The sequence below is a fragment of the Streptomyces sp. NRRL WC-3605 genome (genome assembly GCF_001509795.1).
Taxonomy (GTDB): Bacteria; Actinomycetota; Actinomycetes; order Streptomycetales; family Streptomycetaceae; genus Streptomyces; species Streptomyces viridochromogenes.
Genome location: NZ_LLZN01000043.1, coordinates 1 through 20,487, shown reverse-complemented (window position 1 = coordinate 20,487; position 20,487 = coordinate 1). Strand labels below are relative to the sequence as shown.

At 70.0% G+C, this 20,487-nt stretch carries 18 protein-coding genes, 1 pseudogene and 1 riboswitch; of the genes and pseudogenes, 7 read left to right on the top strand and 12 right to left on the bottom strand.

Annotated elements, in window-relative coordinates:
- Positions 1-137: 137 nt before the first annotated feature.
- Positions 138-728 (top strand): helix-turn-helix domain-containing protein, encoded by a 591-nt coding sequence (locus ADL34_RS09885; RefSeq protein ID WP_199835549.1) that lies wholly within the window; start codon positions 138-140, stop codon positions 726-728.
- Positions 729-854: 126 nt separating this feature from the next.
- On the top strand, positions 855-1,727 hold the full coding sequence (locus ADL34_RS09880) for a class I SAM-dependent methyltransferase (RefSeq protein WP_062672802.1): 873 nt from the start codon (positions 855-857) through the stop codon (positions 1,725-1,727).
- A 90-nt stretch (positions 1,728-1,817) separates the two neighbouring features.
- Here ADL34_RS09880 and ADL34_RS09875 read toward each other — a convergent pair whose 3' ends face one another.
- The 9 genes from ADL34_RS09875 to ADL34_RS09835 all read right to left on the bottom strand — a co-directional run bounded on the left by ADL34_RS09875 (position 1,818) and on the right by ADL34_RS09835 (position 11,605).
- Entirely contained in the window at positions 1,818-2,489 is a 672-nt protein-coding gene (locus ADL34_RS09875) for an ABC transporter ATP-binding protein (protein WP_062672805.1), read from the bottom strand.
- Positions 2,482-3,447 carry an ABC transporter ATP-binding protein gene (locus ADL34_RS09870; protein WP_062672807.1) on the bottom strand — a complete coding sequence of 322 codons (966 nt, stop codon included), beginning with the start codon at positions 3,445-3,447 and terminating at the stop codon, positions 2,482-2,484. The genes ADL34_RS09875 and ADL34_RS09870 overlap by 8 nt, the downstream gene beginning before the upstream one ends.
- Positions 3,444-4,325, bottom strand: a complete 882-nt coding sequence (locus tag ADL34_RS09865; RefSeq protein ID WP_062672809.1) for an ABC transporter permease — start codon at positions 4,323-4,325, stop codon at positions 3,444-3,446. Before ADL34_RS09865 ends, ADL34_RS09870 begins: the two co-directional genes overlap by 4 nt.
- Complete coding sequence (locus ADL34_RS09860) at positions 4,315-5,283, bottom strand: ABC transporter permease (protein ID WP_062672811.1); 969 nt, start codon at positions 5,281-5,283, stop codon at positions 4,315-4,317. The genes ADL34_RS09865 and ADL34_RS09860 overlap by 11 nt, the downstream gene beginning before the upstream one ends.
- Positions 5,284-5,318: 35 nt before the next feature.
- Complete coding sequence (locus ADL34_RS09855; protein ID WP_062672813.1) at positions 5,319-6,902, bottom strand: ABC transporter substrate-binding protein; 1,584 nt, start codon at positions 6,900-6,902, stop codon at positions 5,319-5,321.
- A gap of 131 nt (positions 6,903-7,033) precedes the next feature.
- Positions 7,034-7,819, bottom strand: a complete 786-nt coding sequence (locus ADL34_RS09850; protein ID WP_062672815.1) for an ABC transporter ATP-binding protein — start codon at positions 7,817-7,819, stop codon at positions 7,034-7,036.
- Positions 7,816-8,922 carry a FecCD family ABC transporter permease gene (locus ADL34_RS09845; RefSeq protein ID WP_062672817.1) on the bottom strand — a complete coding sequence of 369 codons (1,107 nt, stop codon included), beginning with the start codon at positions 8,920-8,922 and terminating at the stop codon, positions 7,816-7,818. The genes ADL34_RS09850 and ADL34_RS09845 overlap by 4 nt, the downstream gene beginning before the upstream one ends.
- A complete protein-coding gene (locus tag ADL34_RS09840) occupies positions 8,919-9,944 on the bottom strand; it encodes an ABC transporter substrate-binding protein (protein WP_062672819.1) in 1,026 nt (341 codons plus the stop codon). The genes ADL34_RS09845 and ADL34_RS09840 overlap by 4 nt, the downstream gene beginning before the upstream one ends.
- Positions 9,945-9,992: 48 nt before the next feature.
- Positions 9,993-10,114: riboswitch (cobalamin riboswitch) on the bottom strand.
- A gap of 132 nt (positions 10,115-10,246) precedes the next feature.
- Positions 10,247-11,605: a PP2C family protein-serine/threonine phosphatase gene (locus ADL34_RS09835; protein ID WP_079034400.1), complete on the bottom strand. Its 1,359-nt coding sequence runs from the start codon at positions 11,603-11,605 to the stop codon at positions 10,247-10,249.
- A 303-nt stretch (positions 11,606-11,908) separates the two neighbouring features.
- Between ADL34_RS09835 and ADL34_RS36050 the strand changes: the two genes are divergently transcribed.
- Positions 11,909-12,433 (top strand): AAA family ATPase, encoded by a 525-nt coding sequence (locus ADL34_RS36050; protein WP_159038906.1) that lies wholly within the window; start codon positions 11,909-11,911, stop codon positions 12,431-12,433.
- 92 nt (positions 12,434-12,525) lie between these two features.
- Here the strand turns inward: ADL34_RS36050 and ADL34_RS09825 are convergent, their stop codons facing one another.
- Positions 12,526-13,164: an HD domain-containing protein gene (locus ADL34_RS09825; protein WP_062672823.1), complete on the bottom strand. Its 639-nt coding sequence runs from the start codon at positions 13,162-13,164 to the stop codon at positions 12,526-12,528.
- Between the two features lie 137 nt (positions 13,165-13,301).
- Between ADL34_RS09825 and ADL34_RS09820 the strand changes: the two genes are divergently transcribed.
- Positions 13,302-14,279 (top strand): GlxA family transcriptional regulator, encoded by a 978-nt coding sequence (locus tag ADL34_RS09820; protein WP_062672825.1) that lies wholly within the window; start codon positions 13,302-13,304, stop codon positions 14,277-14,279.
- Between the two features lie 398 nt (positions 14,280-14,677).
- Positions 14,678-15,778, top strand: coding sequence for an NAD(P)/FAD-dependent oxidoreductase (locus ADL34_RS09815; protein WP_062672828.1), 1,101 nt, complete (start codon positions 14,678-14,680; stop codon positions 15,776-15,778).
- A 149-nt stretch (positions 15,779-15,927) separates the two neighbouring features.
- Here ADL34_RS09815 and ADL34_RS09810 read toward each other — a convergent pair whose 3' ends face one another.
- Together ADL34_RS09810 and ADL34_RS09805 are read right to left on the bottom strand one after the other, a co-directional pair.
- A complete protein-coding gene (locus tag ADL34_RS09810; protein WP_079034405.1) occupies positions 15,928-16,713 on the bottom strand; it encodes a DUF1963 domain-containing protein in 786 nt (261 codons plus the stop codon).
- Positions 16,714-16,890: 177 nt separating this feature from the next.
- Complete coding sequence (locus ADL34_RS09805; protein ID WP_062672829.1) at positions 16,891-17,934, bottom strand: NAD(P)-dependent alcohol dehydrogenase; 1,044 nt, start codon at positions 17,932-17,934, stop codon at positions 16,891-16,893.
- Positions 17,935-18,028: 94 nt separating this feature from the next.
- Between ADL34_RS09805 and ADL34_RS09800 the strand changes: the two genes are divergently transcribed.
- Together ADL34_RS09800 and ADL34_RS09795 are read left to right on the top strand one after the other, a co-directional pair.
- Positions 18,029-18,625: a TetR/AcrR family transcriptional regulator gene (locus tag ADL34_RS09800; protein WP_062672831.1), complete on the top strand. Its 597-nt coding sequence runs from the start codon at positions 18,029-18,031 to the stop codon at positions 18,623-18,625.
- 425 nt (positions 18,626-19,050) lie between these two features.
- A pseudogene (locus tag ADL34_RS09795) lies at positions 19,051-20,487 on the top strand (hypothetical protein); the annotation flags it as partial.

Below are 20,487 nucleotides of genomic sequence, written 5' to 3'. Positions count from 1 at the left end.
CGCGCGGTCGGGCGGTGGGCCGGTGCCCGGTCGTCACTGCGATGGCTTCCTGATGCCTCATGGACTGGTCCCTGACGGTGGGGACCATCCGCCACGACGCTAATCCCGCCTTGCCGGCAAGGCATACACTGTTGCCTATGACGCAAGAAGATGAAGACCTGGACAGCCTCGTACGCAAACGCATCCGCGCCTTGCGCGTGGCCCAGGGCTGGTCACTGGAGGAACTGGCCTCCCGCGCCCACCTCAGTCAGTCCTCACTGAGCCGCATCGAGAACGGCCGGCGCCGCCTGGCACTCGATCAGCTGGTCACGCTCGCCCGCGCCCTGGACACCACACTGGATCAGCTCGTGGAGACCGCCACCGACGACGTCGTCATCAGCCCGACGATCGACAGCGCCCACGGCCGGATGCGCTGGACCGTCAAGGCCGACCCGGGGATGAGCGTGGTGCGTCAGCGCATGACCCAACCGCCCCCCGAGAACCCGGCACGCATGCGTGCCCACCCGGGGCACGAATGGCTCGTCGTCCTGTCCGGCACGGCGATCCTCATGCTCGGTCACCGCCGCTTCCGCCTCGAACCCAACCAGGCCGCCGAATTCCCCACGATGATGCCGCACGCGATCGGCGCCGAGGGCGGGCCCTGCGAGATCCTGGGCATCTTCGACCGCGACGCCCGCCGGGGCCACCAGGGCGACAGCGGCGACGACGCGCAAGACAGCGACGAATGACGGCGGGGTCGCCCGACGGTTCCGCGCGGGTGGTCTCTTGCGCGTGAGGCAGCACCCGCGGCCATCGCGTTGCGTAAACCGGGATGCATCGTGCCGCAGACGCATACGGGCCCTAGCGTGATGAGCATGACCCACGCACACACGCACGCCCCCCACCACGGCGCTTCCCACGGTCACCACCACGGGCACGGCGCCGACGGCCAAGCGGAGATCCTCGACCTGGACGCCGAGGTACTCGCCGAGCACACCGCGTCCATCACCGCATGGCTGCCCCTGCAGACCAGCCCCCACCACATCGTGGACCTGGGCTGCGGTACGGGCGCGGGCACCTTCGCCCTTCTCGACCGCTTCCCCGACGCGCACGTCACCGCCGTCGACGCCTCCGCCGAACACCTTCAGCGCCTGCGCACGAAGGCGTGCGCCCTCGGCGTCGAGGAACGCGTCCGCACCGTGCAGGCCGACCTCGACCAGGCCGCCTGGCCCGACCTCGGCTCACCGGATCTCGTATGGGCGTCGGCCTCGATGCACCACATGGCCCGCCCCGACCACGCACTGCGCACCGTCCACGACGCGCTCGCGCCGGGCAGCCTGTTCGCCGTCGTCGAACTGGCCGGCCACCCCCGCTTCCTGCCCGCGGACGCACCCGCCGAACGCCCCGGCCTCGAAGAGCGCCTCCACGCCGCAGCCGACCGCCGCCAGGCCGAACACATGCCCCACCGCGGCGCCGACTGGGGCCCCATGCTGACCGCCGCCGGATTCACCGTCGAGGGCGAACGCACCATCGCCGTGAACCTCGACGGCACCCGCAGCGAAACGATCGGCCGCTACGCCACCAGCGTCCTGCTGCGCATCCGCGGCGCCATCGCGGACACACTCTCCGCCGACGACGTCACCGCGCTGGACCGGCTCCTCGACCCCGACGGCCCGCACAGCATCCTGCGCCGCGACGACCTGACGGTACGCACCGAGCGCACCGTCTGGGCCGCCCGCCGCAATTGACCCCGACGTGCCACCGGAGCGTGGCCCGGGCAGCGCGCCGTCACGGGAGTCACACCGTTGCGGGGGCTCCGGCAGCCGGGCGCGGGGGCGTCAAGCCCGGACCTCTGCGGTGGTGATGTCGTTCCAGTGGACGGTGCGGTCGCACCAGCGGTCCAGGAGCCTGTGGTCATGGCCGACGGCGAGCAGTCCGGCGCCCGTGGCGGCCCGGTACTCCTCGACGGCTCCGACCAGGGCAGCGGCGGTGGAGGCGTCCAGCATCGCGGTCATCTCGTCGCAGATCAGCCAGCGCGGACGCAGGACGAGAGCGCGGGCGAGGCAGGCGCGCTGGAGCTGGCCGTCGCTGACCTCGTGGGGCCGGCGGTCCAAAAGATCGGGGGTGAGACCGACGGCCGGGGCCAGGCCGGACAGGCGCTGCCGTATCTCGTCGCGCCGGCCGGTGGCCCGCAGGGGCTCGGCGATGAGGTCGGTGAGGCGCAGACGTGGGTCGGCGGACAGGCGGGGCTGTTGGAAGACGATCCCCAACGCGGTGCGCTGGACGCGTGGGGCGCGGTAGCGCCAGCCCCGTACGGGCTCCCCGTCGAGGGTCACGGTGCCGGTGTCGGGACGGTGCAGCAGGGCCGCGACCCGGGCGAGGGTGGACTTGCCGCAGCCGCTGGGCCCCAGAAGCCCGAGGCTCTCACCGGCGGCGAGGGTCAGGGTGGCGTTGCGGACGACGGGGGTTCCTCCGTCGTATCCGGCGGTGATGTCGTGCAGTTCAAGCACGGAGGTCCTCCGGTACGTGCGGGTGGTGGCAGGCGATGCCGTCGGTGGGCGGGGGGAGCACGGTGCAGGCGTCGGTGGCCCGCTCACAGCGTGGGGCGAAGGCGCACCCCGCGGGGAGGTCGCCGAGTTCGGGCGGTGTGCCGGGTATCGGGCTGAAGGCGCGGTCGGGGAGGGCCTGGAGGAGACCGCGGCTGTAGGGGTGGCGGGGACCGGAGGCGCCGAAGAAGCTCTCCGCGTCGGTGACTTCGACGACGCGGCCCGCGTACATCACGGCCACCCGGTCGGCGATGCGCTCGGCCGCGGCCAGGTCGTGGGTGATCATCAGGAGAGCCCGGCGACCGGTGTCGACGTGGCGGCGCAGTTCGTCGACGGTGTGTTCGACGAGGTCGCGGTCGAGACCGGTGGTGGGCTCGTCGGCCAGGAGCAGGGGGGCGTCACCGACGAGGGCGAGGGCGGTGGCGGCGCGCTGGGCCATGCCGCCGGAGAGTTCGTGCGGGAAGCGATCGAGGTGACCGGAGGGGAAGGCGGCCCGTTCGGCGGCTGCCTCGGCCGCGGATCGTACGGCCGCCCGTCCTCGCGCTCCCGTCAACGCGGTGACGGTTTCCTCCAGGTGCGAGCGGACCGTGCGCACCGGTGTGAGGTGTGCGGCCGGGCTCTGCGGGATGAGGCCGATCAGACGGCCCCGTACTGCCCGCGCCAGCGTGCGTTCGTCGGCGGCGAGCAGGTCCAGGTCTCCGATATGGGCCTCTCCCGCCGCTTGGGCGTTGGCGGGCAGCAGACCCAGCAGGGCGGAGGCGAGGACCGACTTTCCGCAGCCGCTCTCGCCGATCAGGGCGAGACACTCGCCGGCGGCCGCGTCGAAGTGTGCGTCGGTGACGGCGGCGATCCGCCGCCCACCTGGCATGAGGAAGCGCACGGACAGCCCTCGTACGGTGAGGATCGGGGTTCGGCCGGTCACAGCATCAGCTCCGATCGACGGCGGGGATTGATCCGTTCACGCCAGGCCCCGGCGAGCCCGGCGATGGCGAGCGTGGGCACGATGATGAGAAGGCCCGGGAAGAGCGTCGGCCACCACTGCCCGGCGAGCAGCGAGCCCCGCGCGCCCTGGATGAGGTTGCCGAGGCTGGCCAGGTGGGTGGGCAGACCCAACCCGAGGAAGGACAGCGCGGATTCGTGCCACATGGCGTGCGGCACCATGAGGACGGCGGCCAGCGCGGCCTGCGGCAGCACGCCGGGCAGCAGATGCCGTATCGCCACCCGCCACCGGGACGCTCCCCCGGAGACGGCCGCGTCGATGAAGGGGCGCGCACGCAGCGACAGCACCTCCGCGCGCACGATCCGCGCGGTGGACAGCCAATGGGTGAGCGCGACCGACACCACCACCGGCCACACACCGGGCCGGAACATGGCGACGATGAAGATGCCCAGCAGCAGATGCGGCACGGACGAGAGCGTGTCGACGAGCCGCATCAGACCGCGCTCGGCCCAACCGCCGAGCGCTCCGGCGGCCGCCCCCACGGCCGTACCGATGAGGGTCGCCGCGAGCGCGGCGGCGACCCCGACCAACAGGGAGACCCGGAGGCCGTAGACGCACCGCAGGAGCAGGTCCCGGCCCAGGTCGTCGGTGCCGAAGGGATGCGCCCAGCTCGGGGGCAGCAGCTTCGCCTGCAGATCCACGGCCTGCTGGTCGAGCTGTACCAGGGGCGGGACGAGGAGCACGGCGAGCACGGTGACGGCGACCAGGGCCGCCGAGACGCGCACGCGCACGGTCCGGGTGGAGCGGCGATCGGTGCCGTACGACCGCCAGACGGTGCCTTGAGGTGCTTCACATGTCATGGAACTTCACCCTCGGGTCGAAGAGGCCGTAGAGCAGGTCGGCGAGGAGGTTGCCGAGGAGCACGGCGGCGGTGGCCAGGGTCGTGAGGGCGGCGAGGAGGGGGAAGTCGACGGCGGTGGCCGCCTCGACGGTGGCCGCGGCGATGCCGGGCCAGCTGAAGACGCTCTCCACCAGGAGGGCCCCGGTGATGAGTTCGGGTACGCGGGAGCCGACCAGGGTGAGGACCGGGAGCAGGCCGGAGCGCAGTGCGTGGCCGAGCAGGACGGTGCGTTCGCTCACCCCCCGGGCGCGGGCGCCGCGAACGGGGTCCTCGGCGAGGGCGTCGGCGACGCCCTGACGTACGTACAGGGTGAACCAGGGCAGTTGGGAGACGGCGAGGATTCCGGCCGGCAGCACGATGTGGCGGGTGACCTGCCCGAACGTGACCTGCTCGCTGGCGGTGTCCGTCAGGCCGCCCGCGGGGAGCAGGCCCCACTGGAGAGCCGTCAGCCAGATCGCCAGCAGGGAGAGCCAGAAGACGGGAGCCGCCTCGAGCACGTAGGCGAGCGATGTCACGACCCGGTCGAGGACCGAGCCCGGCCGCCGGGCCGCGAGCACACCCAGCACCGTGCCCGCCAGTACGGCCACCACGAACGCCACCGCACACAGCAGCGCGGACCACACGAGCCGCTCACCGATGACCTGCGTGACCGGCTGCCGCATCACGCTCGACTGCCCGAGATCGCCTCCGAGCGCTGCGGTCAGCCAGTCCCACCAGCGCGCGACGAACGGCTTGTCCACGCCCAGGTTCTCCCGCAGCCGTGCCAGTGTCTCCGCGTCCGCGCCGAGGGCGGCCGTCCCGGCGTACGCCTTGACCGGGTCGAAAGGGGAGGCGGCCGCGATCGCGAAGACGCCGAAGGTGACGACGATCAGGATCGGCGCGGCGAACAGCAGCCGCCGCCCCGCCAGTCGTGCCATGGCGTTCCAGGGCAGGGGCCTTCCGTGGGCCGGCGTCACTTCTCGGGCTGCCAGGATTCGAGGTTCCACCACGGTCCGGAGGCGAAACCGTGCTCATGGGGCTCGACCTGTGTGGTCAGCCCGTCCCAGCGGTCGGCGAGGACGTAGAGGTGGTCGATGTGGGTGAGGAACGTGTAACCGGGGTTCTTCAGCAGTTCACGCTGGAGTTCGTCGTACGCGGCCTTGCGGGTCGCCGTGTCCGAGGTGCGGCGGCCGGTGTCGAGGGCCTTGTCGACGACCGGGGCCCGGTAGCGGGCCATGTTGTTGAAGCCGTCGCCGGCGAGGGAGGAGTGCAGGAGCGTGTAGAGACCGTAGTCGGGGTCTCCGGTGCTGCCGAAGCCGGCCAGGACCGCGTGGTCCTTCATGCGCGGCTCGATGACCTCCCAGGTGGCGCTCTCCACCTTCACCTCGATTCCGGCCTTCTTGGCGTCGGAGGCGTAGGCGAGGGCGTGGTCCTGGCGGACCTTGTCGCCGGAAGGGTAGAGCAGGGTGAAGGAGGCCCGCAGGCCGTTCCTGACGCGGATGCCGTCGTCGTCGGTCTTCCAGCCGGCGTGGTCCAGAATCCGCCGGGCCTCGCCGAGGTCCTGCTTGCGCTCGATGCCCTTGGCGAACCAGGGGGTGTCAACGGGCAAGGGCCCGTACGCGGGGCGTCCCGCGCCGTCGAGGATCGTGTCGACCATGCCCTGCCGGTCCACCGCGGCGTCCAGTGCCCGCCGGACGGCACGGTCGGCGGTGACCTTGTTCCCCTGCGGAAGGGTGACCGCGCGGAAGTCGTACGTTCGCGCCTCGTACGTCTTGCGTGCGGAGTCGTTCTTGAAGGTGGCGGCGAGATTGGGCGGCAGGACCGCGCCGTCGAGGTCTCCGGACCGCAGGCGGGTGGCGCGCACGTCGTCGTCCTTGATGATCGCCATGGTCACCTTCTTCACCTTCGGCGCGCCGCCCCAGTAGTCCGGGTTGGCCTTGAAGGTGAGCTTCTCCCCCTTGCTCCAGGCAGTGAGCACGTACGGGCCGGTGCCGACGGGCCTGGTGTTGAGGGAGCCGGTGTTGGGGTCCTGCCCCTTGGCCACGTGCTCGGGGACGACGGGCAGCACCGTGCGCCCGGCGAAGGGGGCGTAGGGGTACTTGAGGGTGAAGACCACCTTGTCGTCGCCGTCCGCGCGGACCTGCTCGATGGCGTCCAGCTCGCTGCGGCTGGTGTTGTTGGTCTTCGCGTCGAGGATCGTCTCGTAGGTGAACACCACGTCGGCCGAGGTCAACGGCTCGCCGTCGCTGAAGGTCACGCCGTCGCGCAGGGTGTAGGTGTAGGTGAGGCCGTTGTCGGTGACCTCGGGCAGGGCCTTGGCGAGGGCCGGCCTCAGCCTCAAGTCGGCGCCCCGGGCGAGCAGGCCGTCGAACACCTTCGAATTGCCGTCCTTGCCGTAGCCGAGCAGCGGACTGAGTGTGTCCGGCTCGGAGGCCACCCCGATCACGACGGAGTCGGCTCCGCCGCCGGCTTCGTTGTCACCGGGGGCCGAGCAGGCGGCGACGCCGGTGAGTAGGGCCGCCGTGGCGGCGGTTGTCCGTATCCGACGGACCGTCATGGACCTCACACCCTTAATGATGATCATAAGCTGTTGCATATTACTTGCAACAAGGGGTGCGCGGCAGCAGGGGGTGTGCGGCAGCACGGGGTGCGGCCATCTCCTCACCGGGGCGGTGCCGGGTGAGCCCTTCAGGCGCGTGGCTCCTGGGGGAGGAATGTCACCTGAGGGGCGCCCGTGCGCGGATGGACGGCCACTTCCGTCGCCACCCCGTAGACCTCGGCCAGGAGCCCGGGGGTGAGTATCTCGGCGGGAGGTCCGGAGGCGGTGACTTCGCCCTCGTACAGGACGTAGAGGCGGTCGCAGTAGCAGGCGGCCAGGTTGAGGTCGTGCAGGGCGAGCAGCACGGTGGCGGGCAGGCGCCGCAGGGCGCCGAGCACGGACAGTTGATGCCGGATGTCGAGGTGGTTGGTGGGTTCGTCCAGGACGAGGAGGGTGGGCTGCTGGGCGAGGGCCCGCGCGATGAGGACGCGCTGGCGTTCGCCGCCGGAGAGCCGGTCGAAGCCGCGGTCGGCCAGGTGGACGGCGTCGACCGCCAGGAGGGCCGCGTCGATGAGTTCGGCGTCCTCGGGGGTGTCGCCCGCGAGGAGCCGCTTGTGCGGGGTGCGGCCCATGGCGACGACCTCGCGCACGGCGAGGTCGAAATCGGCCGCCGACTCCTGGACCACCGCCGCCACGGTGCGGGCCAGTTGGCGCACCGGCAGCGACCAGGCGTCGGCGCCGTCGACCCGGACCTCACCCCTCTCGGGGCGCAGCACACGGTAGACGGCCCGCAGGAGGCTGGACTTGCCGCTGCCGTTGGGGCCCACGATCCCGATGGTCTCGCCCGGGCGGGCGGTCAGGGACACGTCGCGCACCAGGTGACGGGCACCGGCGGTGAGCGTGACGCCGTCGACGCTCAGTTCGGTCGCGGTCATGCCACTCCTCGGTCGGTGCCGCGCCGGGCGTCCCGGCGCATGAGCCACAGGAAGAACGGCCCGCCGCACAGGGCCGTGAGGACACCGACGGGTATCTCCATCGGCGCGGCGACCGTCCGCGCGGCGATGTCGGCCCAGACGAGGAAGACCGCTCCGCCGAGCGCCGCCGTCGGCAGGACCCGGCGGTGGTCGCCGCCGACGAACAGGCGCACGATGTGGGGCGTCATCAGGCCGACGAAGCCGATCGGTCCGGCCGCCGCGACCAGCACGCCCGTGACGAGGGAGAGCAGGACGAACAACCGGGCACGGAAGCGGGCCACGTCCAGCCCCATGGTCGTGGCCGCCTCCTCACCGGTCAGCAGCAGGTTCAGGTTGCGGGCCTGCGTCAACAGGACGCCGACACCGAGCATCAACGCCGTGCTCGGCAGCCACAGCGTCCCCCAGTCGACCCCGCCGAGGGTCCAGGCCAGGACCGCGCGGGTCTCGTTGCCCCGGTCGGTGGTGAGCAGCATCAGATCGAGGACCGCGGTGAGCATCGCGGCGATCGCCACGCCGGACAGCACGAGACGCGACGAGGTGATGCGTCCCCCGGTGCGGGCGGTGGCGTACACGAGCAGGAGTGCCCCCAGCGCTCCCACGAAGGCCGCCACCGACAGGGACACAGGGCCGAACAGGGTGACTCCGAACACGATGACGGAGACCGCGCCGAGGGACGCGCCCGAGGAGACACCGAGCAGGTACGGCTCTGCGAGCGGGTTGCGCACCAGGGCCTGAAGGGCGGTGCCGACCACCGCGAGGCCGGCCCCGGTGACCGCACCGAGCAGCACCCGCGGCGCCCGCACGTCCAGGACGATGGTCTCCCGGGCCCGCGACCAGTCCGGAGGTTGCCTGTCGGCACCCAGTGCGTGCGTCACGATGCCCCACACCTGGCCGGGTGGCACCTGGACGGAACCGATCGCGAGTCCCGCGATGGCGGAGACGCCGAGCAGGGCGGTGAGCACGAACAGTGTGACGGTCAGGCGTGTGCGGCTCTCTCCCGGCGCGGAGGCCGTCCTTCGTCGGTGGCTCCCCTCGGCGGACGTGGCGGTGGCCGTCCGGGTCACCGGAAGCTCTCGGGGTGCAGTCCGCGGGCCAGATCGCCGACCGCGTAGGCCGAGCGGATTCCCACCAACGTGGCGGTCAGCGGCAGGACGACGAACCGCTTGTTCCTCACAGCGGGTACGTCGGCGAGCGCGGGCTGGGACAGCAGGAACCGCTTCTTCTGCTCGACGCTTCCGGCACCCGCGTAGTCGTAGACGGCGATGACCTCCGGTCTGCGCTCGATGACCTGCTCCCAGGAGACGTCGCCGAAGACGTCGTCGAGGTCGGCGAAGACGTTCGTCCCGCCGGCCAGTCGGATCAGCTCGGTGCCGAGGCTCTTGCCGCCCGCCGTGAAGGCGGCCTTGTCGCCGCTGTCGTAGACGAAGACGGGCACCTCGGGCCGGCCCTCGACCTTGCCCGCGGCCTCGCCGACGCGGCTTTTGAGGTCGGTGACCAGCTCGTCCGCCCGGTCCGGGACACCGAAGATCTTGCCGATGGTGCGGACCTCGTCGTAGGTGTCCTCCATCGTCACCTTCTTCTTGCCGCAGTACTCACGGTTGAGGTAGGTGTCGATGCCGGCGTCGGCGAACGCCGTGCGGGCGCGGCCCTCCTTCTCGGCGAAGGCGCTGCCGTAGCCGCCGTAGACGAAGTCGGGTTCGGCATCCAGGATCTTCTCGAACGACGGTTCCCTCCGGGCCAATTCAGGAACGGCCTCGTAGTCCGCCTTCAGTCCGGGCAGCACCGCGGAGTCGGGGAAGGCCGTGCCGACCATGCGATCCTTGAGGCCGAGGGCGAGCATGAGTTCCGCCGGGTGCTGGTGGATGGTGACCGCTCGCGACGGCGGCCTTTCGTACGTCGTCCGCACGCCGCAGTTGTCGACGGTGACCGGGAAACCCGCGGGCACGGCCGCGGTGGCCTTGGCGTCCCCGCCGCTCTCGTCGGCCGCACCGCAGCTCGTGGTCAGCAGCACTGACGACAGCGCCACGGCAGCGGCCGTGGCACGAAGGAACCCGCGCGTGCGGGCAGGGGTGAACAACTGGGACACGTGAAGCCTCCTGGAGTCCGCGCTCCTCGGATCGGGCCCGCGACGGACCAGTGTCCTGACTCCCGGATCGACGCTTCCTCCGCCTTCCCGCGCGGTGCGCAGTGGCGTGTCGGAGGGGCGCTCCCCGGTCACAGTGGCGGGACCGTGCCGGATTCGCACCGGCTTCCTGTCTCCCGTCGCGGCGATGACCAGGTGATCCTACGGTTCCCCGTGGCATCGTCAAAAGGGCGAAGGGGTCTGGCCGTACAGACGCGAGATGACGTGCCGTCAGGCGGGTGGCCCGGCCTCGTACGGTTGCGGGCTCATGCCGGGAGCTGTGGGGACTGGGTGCTGGCCGGAATGCGCAGGGCGAGGATCGCGAGGTCGTCCTGGCCGTCGCTCGGGTGATGATCGGCCAGGACCTGCACGAACTCGTCGAGCGGCCGGGAGGCGTGGGTGGCGGCCAGGTCGGCGAGCGCGGTCAGGCCCACGTCGATGGAGTGGGCGGGATGTTCGACGAGCCCGTCGGTGAAGAAGAGGAGGATCGATCCCGCGGGCAGGGACCGCGTGTGGTCGGGGCGGTGTTCGCCGGTGCTCACCCCGAGGGGCAGGCCGGGCTCGGCGTGCAGGTACTCCGTGTGCAGGTCAGGTGTGATCAGCAAGGGTGGGAAATGCCCGGCGGTGCTCCAGCGCAGTACCCACCCGTCCGGGTCGGGTTCGATGCGGGCCAGGCAGGCCGTGGTGACCGGGACGTCCGCGGTGGCGTTCAGGGTGCGGTCGAGTTGGGTGAGGATCTCGCTGGGCGGGGTGCGGCGGTCGTACAGCAGCGCCCGGAGCATGCTGTGGGTCTGGGCCATGGCGGCCGCCGCGTACAGGTCGTGGCCGCCGACGTCACCGATCATGATGCCGACCGCTTCGTCGGGCAGCACGATGGCGTCGTACCAGTCCCCGCCGAGCCGGTTGGGCTCGGCGGCCGGCCGGTAGACGGTGGCGGAGGTGAAAGGGCTGAGATCGGGCAGCGTCGGCAGCAACAGACGCTGGAAGGTCTCCGCACTGTCACGGACCTGCCCGAACAGACGGGCGTTCTCGATCGCGATCCCGGCGGCGCCGGCGAGAGCGACCACCACGTCCTCGTCATCGGGGCCGAAGGGGCGACCGTCGATCCGTTCGGACAGATAGAGGTCGCCGTAGATCTCGCCGCGGACACTGATCGCCACACCCAGCAAGGTGCGCATGGGCGGATGACCGGGCGGGAAGCCGGCGGAGGCGGGGTGGGAGGGGATGTCGTCGACACGAAGCGGCTCGGGATTGTGGATCAGGTGTCCGAGCACGCCGCGACCGCGGGGGAACGCCACCCCACCCAGAGCGGCGCGTTCGGTCTCACTCAGCCCCGCGGTGATGAACGCCTTGAGGTACTCGCCGGACTCGTGAAGCACTCCCAGGGCGCCATAGCGGGCGCCGACCAGGTCCATCGCGGTGGTGACGATGCGCTGCAGCACCGCAGAGAGATCCAGTTCCCCACTGATGGCCAGTACCGCGCCCAGCAGACCCTGCAGCCGGTCCTTGGCGTCGGCCAGAGCGCGCACCTGCGCACCGATCTCGTCCAGCTCCGAATCCAGCCGCAGCCGCAGGTCGGGCACCCTCGGCTGCCCCGTCTGCCCGGGCTGGTCCTGGTCACTCAACGCGCATGCCTCTGGTTCTGGTGATGTGCGGTCAGGGGGAGTGGGGTCCGGCCTGTACCAGTCGCCTACGCACGGGAAGCCGCCACCGGCGCAACTTTTGCCCGATTTCGCACGTACGCAAACAGGACATGTCGCTTGGCGGCGTGTGCGAGGTCCAGACTTGATGACCTGGCTTCTGCCACGTCATTCCTGGCGGAAGCCGTGGCACCGTCTCCGGCCCATGCGTGGCGCCACGTGTCGGCCGGTGCGTGGCGCACGCCCGATGAGCCCACGGTCGCGTCCGCTCATGTCTACGCTGACGGAGTGACGTTGGTGTGGGTGACGGGCAATTCAGGGGCGGGCAAGTCCACGGTCTGCGGAGTGCTGCGACAGCGTGGCCACGTCGCGCTCGACGCCGATGAGGACGGCTTCTGTCGCTGGTTCGACCGGAGTGACGGCGAGGCCGTGGCAGGCCCGCCGTACCCGGTTCCCGAAGGCTGGCTCGATCGATACGGGTGGGAGATCGTCCGCGAGCGGGTGGAATCCCTCGCCGAGGAATCCCGGTCCCGCGTCGCGTTCCTGTGCGGCTCGGCGGAGAACGAGGCGGACGTCCTCGATCTTTTCGACGCCGTCGTGTGCCTGGTGATCGACGACGAGACCCTCCGCCACCGGTTGGCGACCCGCACGACGAACTCGTTCGGCCGCCATCCCGAAGAGCTCGCGGCGGCCCTGAAGTGGAATCCTCTTACGCGAACGATCTACGAGCGACACGGCGCTACGATCATTGACGCCTCCAAGCCCTTGACCGAGGTGGTGGACCGTGTGATCGCTGCGGTTCAGGAGTCGTGAGTTCCGCGTCTATCGCCTGCCCGGGCCAGGCGTGAGCATGGAGTCCAGCGGGGCGACGAGTACGTGTCTCGTCGCGTTCTACAGTGCATTGATCAGCTCGGCCACGGAGCGCCCAGGATGCGTTCCACCGTGGTCGTCCGCTGGAAGCCGGGAATGAAATGCTCCAGCAGATCCGAATTCACGGTTCCGTTCGTGGTGTCCGGGCGGTGCTTGAGTCCTTCGTAGCAAGCCTGCAAGAAATCGTTCTTGAAGTCACCTCGCGGATGGACGGCGTGGATCTCGTCCACCTGGCTGCGATCCAGATCGTCCACGCCCAGGCCGATCACATCGGTCAGAACCCCCAGATTCGTGACAGCGATCTCCGGGCCCATCCGCCCGGGAATTCCCGGAGTCGTGTGCAGCGCGATCGCCGTCCACACGACGTCCGCGGAAGAGGCCGGGAAACCGTTTTCGAGCATGAACTTACGCGCGTGGTCGGCGCCGTCGACCTCGAAGCGCTGCTCGACGTCGGAGAACGGCGTCAAGAGACCCGCGTCGTGAAACATGGCGGACAGGTAGAGAAGCTCCGGGTCGGGCTCCAGGCCGAGCCTCTGAGCATGTATCGCGCCGAAGGCGAAAACCCGCCGGGAGTGGTGGTAGATGAAAGGGCTGGTCATCTTCTGGATGAGACGGGTGGCCTCGGCGACCGCCGCCGTTTCAGGAATCTCCACCCCCGCGATGATCTCGCTCATGATCTTCGCTCCTTCCGAGAACGGTGTGTTACGAATGGACCGTGCGTCCGTCCTCCACCCTGCCGACCACCCGGGCTCCGGCGCTCCCTCGGTCCGGCCATGAGTCACTCGAATCCGGACAGGCGGGCAGTGGGGCCGTGGGCTCCGTCACACATAGGGTCGCGATCCTCGTCTACGACGGGGTGAAACTCCTGGACGTCGTCGGCCCGGCGGAGGTGTTCGGGGAGGCGAACCGGCTCGGTGCCGACTACACGACCGTGCTGGTGTCGCCGACCGGTGCCGATGTCACCTCGTCCATCGGGATCCGGATCGCGGTCGACGCCGCCGCCACGGAGTCCGCCCCCGACACGTTCCTGGTGGCCGGCGCAGACCTCTTCCCACGCACACCCGTGCCCCGTGATCTGATCGAGGCGACGCGAGCCCTGGCCGATCGGGCCGGCCGGGTGGCGTCCATCTGCACCGGGGCCTTCATCCTCGGTGCCGCCGGCCTCCTGGACGGCAAGCGCGCGACCACACATTGGAAGGTCGCGGACGAGCTCGCCGCCCGCTGCCGCGCCAGCCGCGTCGAACCCGACGCGATCTACGTCCGTGACGGCACCACCTACACCTCGGCAGGCGTGACCGCCGGCATCGACCTGGCACTGGCACTCGTCGAGGAGGATCACGGCCCCGATCTGACCCGCGAGGTCGCCCGCGCTCTGGTGGTCTACCTGCAGCGCTCGGGCGGCCAGTCGCAGTTCTCCGCCCCCCTGCAAGGACCGCCGCCCCGGTCTCCCGCCCTCCGGAGAGTCACCGACTTGATCACGGCGAATCCAGGAGGAAACCACTCACTCGGCGAACTCGCCAAGCACCTCAATGTGAGCCCCCGGCATCTCACGCGGCTCTTCAACGACGAACTGTCCACCACACCGGCCCGGTACGTGGAAATGATCCGGTTCGACATGGCCAAAGCTCTGCTCGACCAAGGGCATACCGCGACGCAGACGGCATCGCTCGCCGGATTCCCGAATTACGAGAGCATGCGGAGAGTCTTCGTGAGGAAATTGTCCCTCAGCCCCTCCGCCTACCAGCGACGCTTCGGCACAGCACGCCGAGCGAACGCCCAGGAGCAGTGACACCCCGACGGCCGGGTCTTCGGCGGACATGGACAACGTGTCGACCGCGCTTCGCTCACCGGGCCTGTCACGCCTGCCCGCGGCGCTCCGGGTGCCGTCACCTCGTCCTTCCGGTCGGCGCCTCGACCGAGCGCCCCCCGGTGCTGCCTGCCGGCCTGGTCAGCCACGGAAGCGCCGGACGGCCGATGTACTGCTCGGCAGCCTCCTCCCTGGCGGCCGATTGAACATATTTCGGACCGGTGTGAGGCTGAGGGGAGACACTTCACCGCCCTCGCGTCACGAAGAGGCCGACAAAGCCGCCCACCGGGTCCAGTCACCGAGCAGGTCGCGGCGGCGGAAGATGCATACGACCCCTGCGCCGCAGGGGGACGGCTCGTCTACGCGAAAGAGGCGATCGAATGGGCCGGGTTCCCGAGGTGGCCGTGGTCGGAGCCGGCATCGTCGGCCTCTGCACCGCCTACGCACTGGCCGAACGTGGAACGAGGGCGCGGGTGTACGAAAGCGGCGTTCCCGGCCATGGTCAGTCCAGTGGCCAGTCCCGCATCTTCCGCCATGCCCACGACGACGCCCGCCTGGTCGAATTCACCCGGCAGGGCCGCGCGATCTGGGAGGAGTGGGCCGACCGGCTGGGCACCGAGCTGATCTCCCCGGACGGAGTGGTCGCCCTGGGCGATCCCGTACCCGGGAGACTCCGCATTCTGCGGGAGGCCGGCGGCATACCGGCCCGCACCGTGGACAGCGCCGAGCTTCACACCCACATGCCGCTGCTCGCCGACTACAGCGGCCCCGCGATGCTCGATGAGAACGGCGGCGCCATCCGCACCCGTGCCGCGATCGAGAGACTGACCGACGCGCTGGGCGACGCGGTGGTCACCGACGAGGTCATCTCGCTGCATCCGACGGGCCACGGCACGGTGGAAGTGCTCAGCGCGGCCGGCCGCCAGGAGTACGCGACGGCTGTGGTGTGCGCGGGCCTGAGCAGCGCGCGGCTGGCACGCAACGTGGGGCTCTCGCTGCCCGTACGGCCGGCAGCCCACGTCCGCCTCACCTTCCGTGTCAGGGGAGCGCCCCCGGAACGGGTCGCCTGCCTGCAGGACAGCAGCGGCGACTTCGGAGAGGTCGGCGTCTACGCGGCCCCCTACCCCGGCAACAGCCGGTATGCGGTGGGCCTCAGCGAAACGGTCGAAGTGCGGGAGGACGGCAGCTTCGCGGACCCCGACGCACTGGTGGCGCTCAACGACCGCGCCCGCGCGTACGTCTCCCGCGCACTGCCCGGCCTCGACCCCGAGCCCGTCGAGTACCTGCACTGCTGGGTGACACGCCTGCCGTGGAGTGAAGACGGCATGGCGGTCTGGGAGGCCGAAAAGATCTTCTTCACAGCCGGGCACAACCTGTTCAAGCAGGCACCTCGCCTGGGACGGGCATTGGCCGGCGCGGCCATGTCCGAAGGACTCGAGGAGAATTTGCGGCCGTCGGCGGCACTCGGCCGGCCTAGCTGACCACGAGGGCCGCAGGCTCGTGCTCAGCCGGGGCGACACAGCTCAGGTGCTGAGGGCGCCATGGTGGCCATGTGGCAGAGTTCGCCGCTCGGCCGCTGCCGGGTCCAGGCGGACAGGCCAACGCGGGTGAGGTGGAACTGGTCGGCGTTTCAGACCTGTTGCTCGAACGCCAAGGCTCCATAGCGGCGCGCGGCGATGTCCTCGCGGGTACCGACGACGAGGGTCTGCGTGTAGACGTTGAGGTCGATCGCCTGTCCGTGTACTTGGGCAAGGAGGACGAGATCGCCTTCGTCCGGTGGTGACTGCCAGGGGGCCGAGTAGCCTCCGAGCTGGACGGCGACTCCGTGTGACGCGCCGCCAGTTGCCGCCTCGCGCACGGCGTCCTCGAAGTTGTCCAGGGTGTCGTCGCGGTCCTCGCCCATCTCCAGGAACGCGCTGGTTGCCGGGCTGTCGCGCCAGTCGGGTGAGACGGTCAGGCCCCGTACCGGATACAGATCATCCGGTTGATAGACCCTGACCTGCTCTGGCTCCCCGTCGAGCTCGTACGTCGCCGAGCGTTGCGTGGTTCGTACGCCGGCGGGAACGTGCAGCACCACCGACGCCTCCGGCTCGTACTCGATGGAGCTGAAGAACAACAGGGCTCCATCGGCGGGAAGTTCGATGCCCAGGACGTCACGAGGGAGCGCCGCGCAGTCGACGGTCAGTATCAGAGGTTGGCGCCCAGCGGGCCAGTCGACGCCGTCCGGCAGGCAGGGGAGGCCTCCCGTGCGCGCGGCGGGGCGGGTCTCCTGCTGCTGGGCGGGCGTGAGGGCCTGGAAGGTGACCAGGTGGAGACAGGGCCGGGATTCGGCAAGCAACTCCCGCGCCACCGGGCTGGGAACTCCATGCTTCCCGGCCGTCCTCAGCACGAACTCATCCACGATCGGAGTGGTCATGACCGCGATCATGCCAGGACCGACTGACATCGACTGCCCCAACTGCCCCACCACAGAACGCAGTTACCGACCTCACGGCGACGTGCGCGACCGAGGGGTACAGGCTTTGAGGGTGGTCGATCACCGTGACGGCGCGTTCGTCGTCGATCGCGTGTGCCGGATGCGGGAGGCCGTTGGTCAGTCCAGGTCGGACATGTCGAGCACGAAGCGGTAGCGGACGTCGTTGCGCTCCAGACGTTCGAGAGCGTTGTTGACCTGGGACGACGGCAGCAACTCGATGTCGGCGGTGATACCGCGCTCAGCGCAGAAGTCCAGCATGGCAGCGGTGGACGGGCGGCCGCCGCTGCCGGCGGAGCTGAGCTTCTTGCGGCCGACGAGCAGGTCCATCGTTTCCACAGTGACCGGTCCGAGGTGGCCGAGATGGCTGAGCGTGCCGTCCATGGCGACCACACGCAGGTACGGAGCCACGTCGTGGGGGGCGGAGACGGTGTCGATGACCACGTCGAACTGGTCGCGGGCCGCCTTCATCTGCTTCGCGTCGGTCGACACGATGAATCCCTGCGCCCCGAGGCCACGCGCTTCGTCAGCCTTGTCCGGAGTCCGGCTGATGACGGAGGTCGTGGCGCCGAGCCCGGCCGCCATCTTGACCGCGAGGTGTCCCAGCCCGCCCAGCCCGGCCACGGCGACGGTGCTGCCCGGGCCCACTCCCAGTGCCTGCAGCGGTTCCCAGACGGTGACGCCGGCGCAGAGCAGGGGGGCTGTGGCGGCGGCGTCGAGGTGCGGAGGCAGTTGGTAGGCGAATCGATGGCTCACGACGTACTCGCGGGAGTACCCGCCCAGGGTGGTCGACCCGTCCTCACGGTCGGTGCCGCCGTAGGTCAGGGTCGGGAACTCGTGGCAGAAGTTCTCCTGGCCGGCCTGGCACATGCGGCACCTGCCGCACGAGTCGACGATGTTGCCGACGGCCACGGGGTCGCCCGGGGAGAAGCCGAGGACCGCGCTGCCGACCTCGGTCACCACGCCCGTGAACTCATGCCCGGGTACGAGCACCCCGGTCGCGTCGCTCTCATGGGCCCGGAGTGCGTGAAGGTCTGTGTGGCAGACACCGCAGTAGTCGACACGTACCGCGATGTCGTCCGGGCGTAGATCCCGGCGCTTCAGTGCGGTGCGGCGCAGAGTCCGCGTCGCGCTGTCCGCCAGCCATCCAGTCGTGGAACGCATTTCTGACTCCTAAGACAGACTGTTCGGTCTATTTGACCGTAGAGGGGCGCGGACCGAAAAGCAAACAGACGATTCGGTCTGTTAAAGTCCAGGCATGCCTGACCAGCCATCGAGCAGTCGCGGTGCCGCGACCTACCAGCGGATCGTCGACGCCGCCACACAGGAGTTCGCCGAGTACGGCATCGCCGGTGCGCGCATCGAACGGATCGTCGCCGCCGCACGCACCAACAAGGCGCAGCTCTATGGCTACTTCGGCAACAAGGAACAGCTCTTCGACGCGATCTTCTTCGCCTCACTGGAGCGCATCACCAACGTCGTCCCCATCGACGCCACGGACCTGGCCGACTGGGCAGTACGCCTCTACGACGAGTACCTCAGTCGTCCCGACCTGATCCGGCTCGCGACCTGGGCGCGCTTGGAGCGGCGCCCGACCGGGCATCTCGTGGCGGACCACGACCGCTACGACGACCACAAACTCCGCGCGATCGCCGAGGCCCAGGCCGCCGGGCGCATCAGACAGGGAGACCCGTTCGACGTGATGGCCATGGTCATCGCCATGTCGATGGCCTGGTCCCCGGTGAGCAACGTCTACGCCGCCTCCCCGCTGGAACCCACCAGCGTGCACGACCAGCGACGCGCCCTGCTCCGCGACTGCGTACGCCGCGCCGTCACCCCGGACCCTGGGGCCTGAGCACCAGACCGGTTGGGTGCGGCAGGCACGAGCCGCGAGGGGGCGGGCTACAACTCACGCCACTCGCCGATATCGCCGGCCCTTCCCGTCTGGACGAAGTCGAGCATGAGGGCCCATGCACGGTCGACGGCGAGGACGCAGTCGCCGCTGAACCGAGTCAGGCGAGTGCAGTGCGGTGAAGTGATCCGCCAAGTCGCCGACGTCCGACCTTCGCTCGATCGCGGAGAACCGTCGCGATTCCGGGTCCGTCGTCGTCCAAAGCACGTCCATGCCTGCAACCTCGGTCGTGCTTCGCTGCAGCGCACCTGGCTTCCCTCCCGCGCACCTGACCTATTGACGTTTCGACCAAGGGACCGAAGAATTCACGCCATTGCCTGACAACGTTGTCTGACTGAGAGGTGCCGCTCGTGCTGCCGAGATCCCCGATGGACCGCCGCCGCTTCCTCCAACTCCTCGGTGCCACGGGTGCGCTGGCCTCCCTGCCTCTCGCCGTCGGCACAGGCACGGCTCAGGCCCAGGGACAACAGCAGAGCCACACAACGTCCGATCCGGTGGCGGACATCTATCACCGCGTCCTGCTCAACCACACCCGTTGGACCGAAACACAGTGGGACGCGGCCCGCGGCTACTACACGGACAAGGATTTCAGCTTCGCCGTCGTGCTCGGCCATGCGGTCCTGCTCACCCGCGGCAGCTACGACGAGGACCGAGCGGGGACGGAGAAGCAGGTCCTCAAGGCTCGGACGCTGGCGACCATCAAGCACTTCGCCGCGTCCAACAGACTGACGGGCGGCACCCAATGGGGCCGGACCCTGTTCTTCGACACCACGTTCCAGCTGTACTTCGTACTCGCCGCGCGGCTGCTCTGGGACGACCTCGACGAGACCACCCGCTCCCGTGTCGACACCATCGCCCGTGAGCAGGCCGCTTACACAACGGCGTTGGGCACGGGGAACGACCCGGCCTCGGGCAGTTGGACCCCTCGTGGCCTACTCGGCGGCTTTGAAGGAGACACCAAGCTCGAGGAGATGGGTGTCTACGCGCAGTCCCTGGCCCCGGGACTGGCCTGGGCCGTGGACGACCCACGGCACGCCGACTGGGCCACGGCCTTCGGCGCGTGGTCGCGCAACGAGGCCGGACTTCCCCAGGCCGACTTGGCGAACCCGGCACGCGTGGACGGGGCTCCCGTCTCGGACAACACCGCTCGCAACCTGTACGACACCTTCATCGTCGAGAACCACGGCTCGTTCGGACCCCACTACCAGGAGGAACTGTGGCGCACTTCGGGCCGTAACGCCGCCCACTTCATCGCCGCAGGCCGACCGCTGCCCCAGGTGCTCACCAACCAGCCGAACGCCGACCAGCTGTGGAGCACCCTCCTCGGCGTGATGAGCGACGCCGGTGAGCCGCTCATGCCCATGGTCAACGACCGTGAGCATCTCTACGGCCGAGACGTCATCCCGCTCGCCTTCCTCGCCCAGGTGGCGGGGGACAGGGCCGCCGCCCGGGCGGAGATCGCCTTGGCGGAGCGACTGGAGGCGTACCAGAGCTACCCGCCGGAATACCGGATAGCGAAGTTCTCGGGCGAACCGAAGTACGAGCCGGAGGCCCGCGCCGAGGTCGCCATCAGCTACCTCCTGCACCTGTGGGCGAACGAGCAGGGCCGCACCGTCCGCCCCCTCTCCACGGACGAGCTGTTCGAGCACGCCGCGGGCGTCACCGACTTCGGCCCCGGACCCGGCCTGGTCTCGCACCAGACGCCGGCCGCATGGGCGGGCGCCGTGACCAAGCCCGGATTCGTGAAGTTCGCCTGGCAACCCGGCCACGACGACTGGCTCTTCAAGCTCAGCGGGTCCACGCCG

Bases quoted from the DNA above. Each gene is read 5' to 3' on its own strand.
- ADL34_RS09885 (WP_199835549.1), top strand. From the start codon at position 138: ATGACGCAAGAAGATGAAGACCTGGACAGCCTCGTACGCAAACGCATC.
- ADL34_RS09880 (WP_062672802.1), top strand. From the start codon at position 855: ATGACCCACGCACACACGCACGCCCCCCACCACGGCGCTTCCCACGGT.
- ADL34_RS09865 (WP_062672809.1), bottom strand. From the start codon at position 4,325: ATGACATGTGAAGCACCTCAAGGCACCGTCTGGCGGTCGTACGGCACC.
- ADL34_RS09860 (WP_062672811.1), bottom strand. From the start codon at position 5,283: ATGGCACGACTGGCGGGGCGGCGGCTGCTGTTCGCCGCGCCGATCCTG.
- ADL34_RS09855 (WP_062672813.1), bottom strand. From the start codon at position 6,902: ATGACGGTCCGTCGGATACGGACAACCGCCGCCACGGCGGCCCTACTC.
- ADL34_RS09850 (WP_062672815.1), bottom strand. From the start codon at position 7,819: ATGACCGCGACCGAACTGAGCGTCGACGGCGTCACGCTCACCGCCGGT.
- ADL34_RS09825 (WP_062672823.1), bottom strand. From the start codon at position 13,164: ATGAGCGAGATCATCGCGGGGGTGGAGATTCCTGAAACGGCGGCGGTC.
- ADL34_RS09815 (WP_062672828.1), top strand. From the start codon at position 14,678: ATGGGCCGGGTTCCCGAGGTGGCCGTGGTCGGAGCCGGCATCGTCGGC.
- ADL34_RS09810 (WP_079034405.1), bottom strand. From the start codon at position 16,713: ATGACCACTCCGATCGTGGATGAGTTCGTGCTGAGGACGGCCGGGAAG.
- ADL34_RS09805 (WP_062672829.1), bottom strand. From the start codon at position 17,934: ATGCGTTCCACGACTGGATGGCTGGCGGACAGCGCGACGCGGACTCTG.
- ADL34_RS09800 (WP_062672831.1), top strand. From the start codon at position 18,029: ATGCCTGACCAGCCATCGAGCAGTCGCGGTGCCGCGACCTACCAGCGG.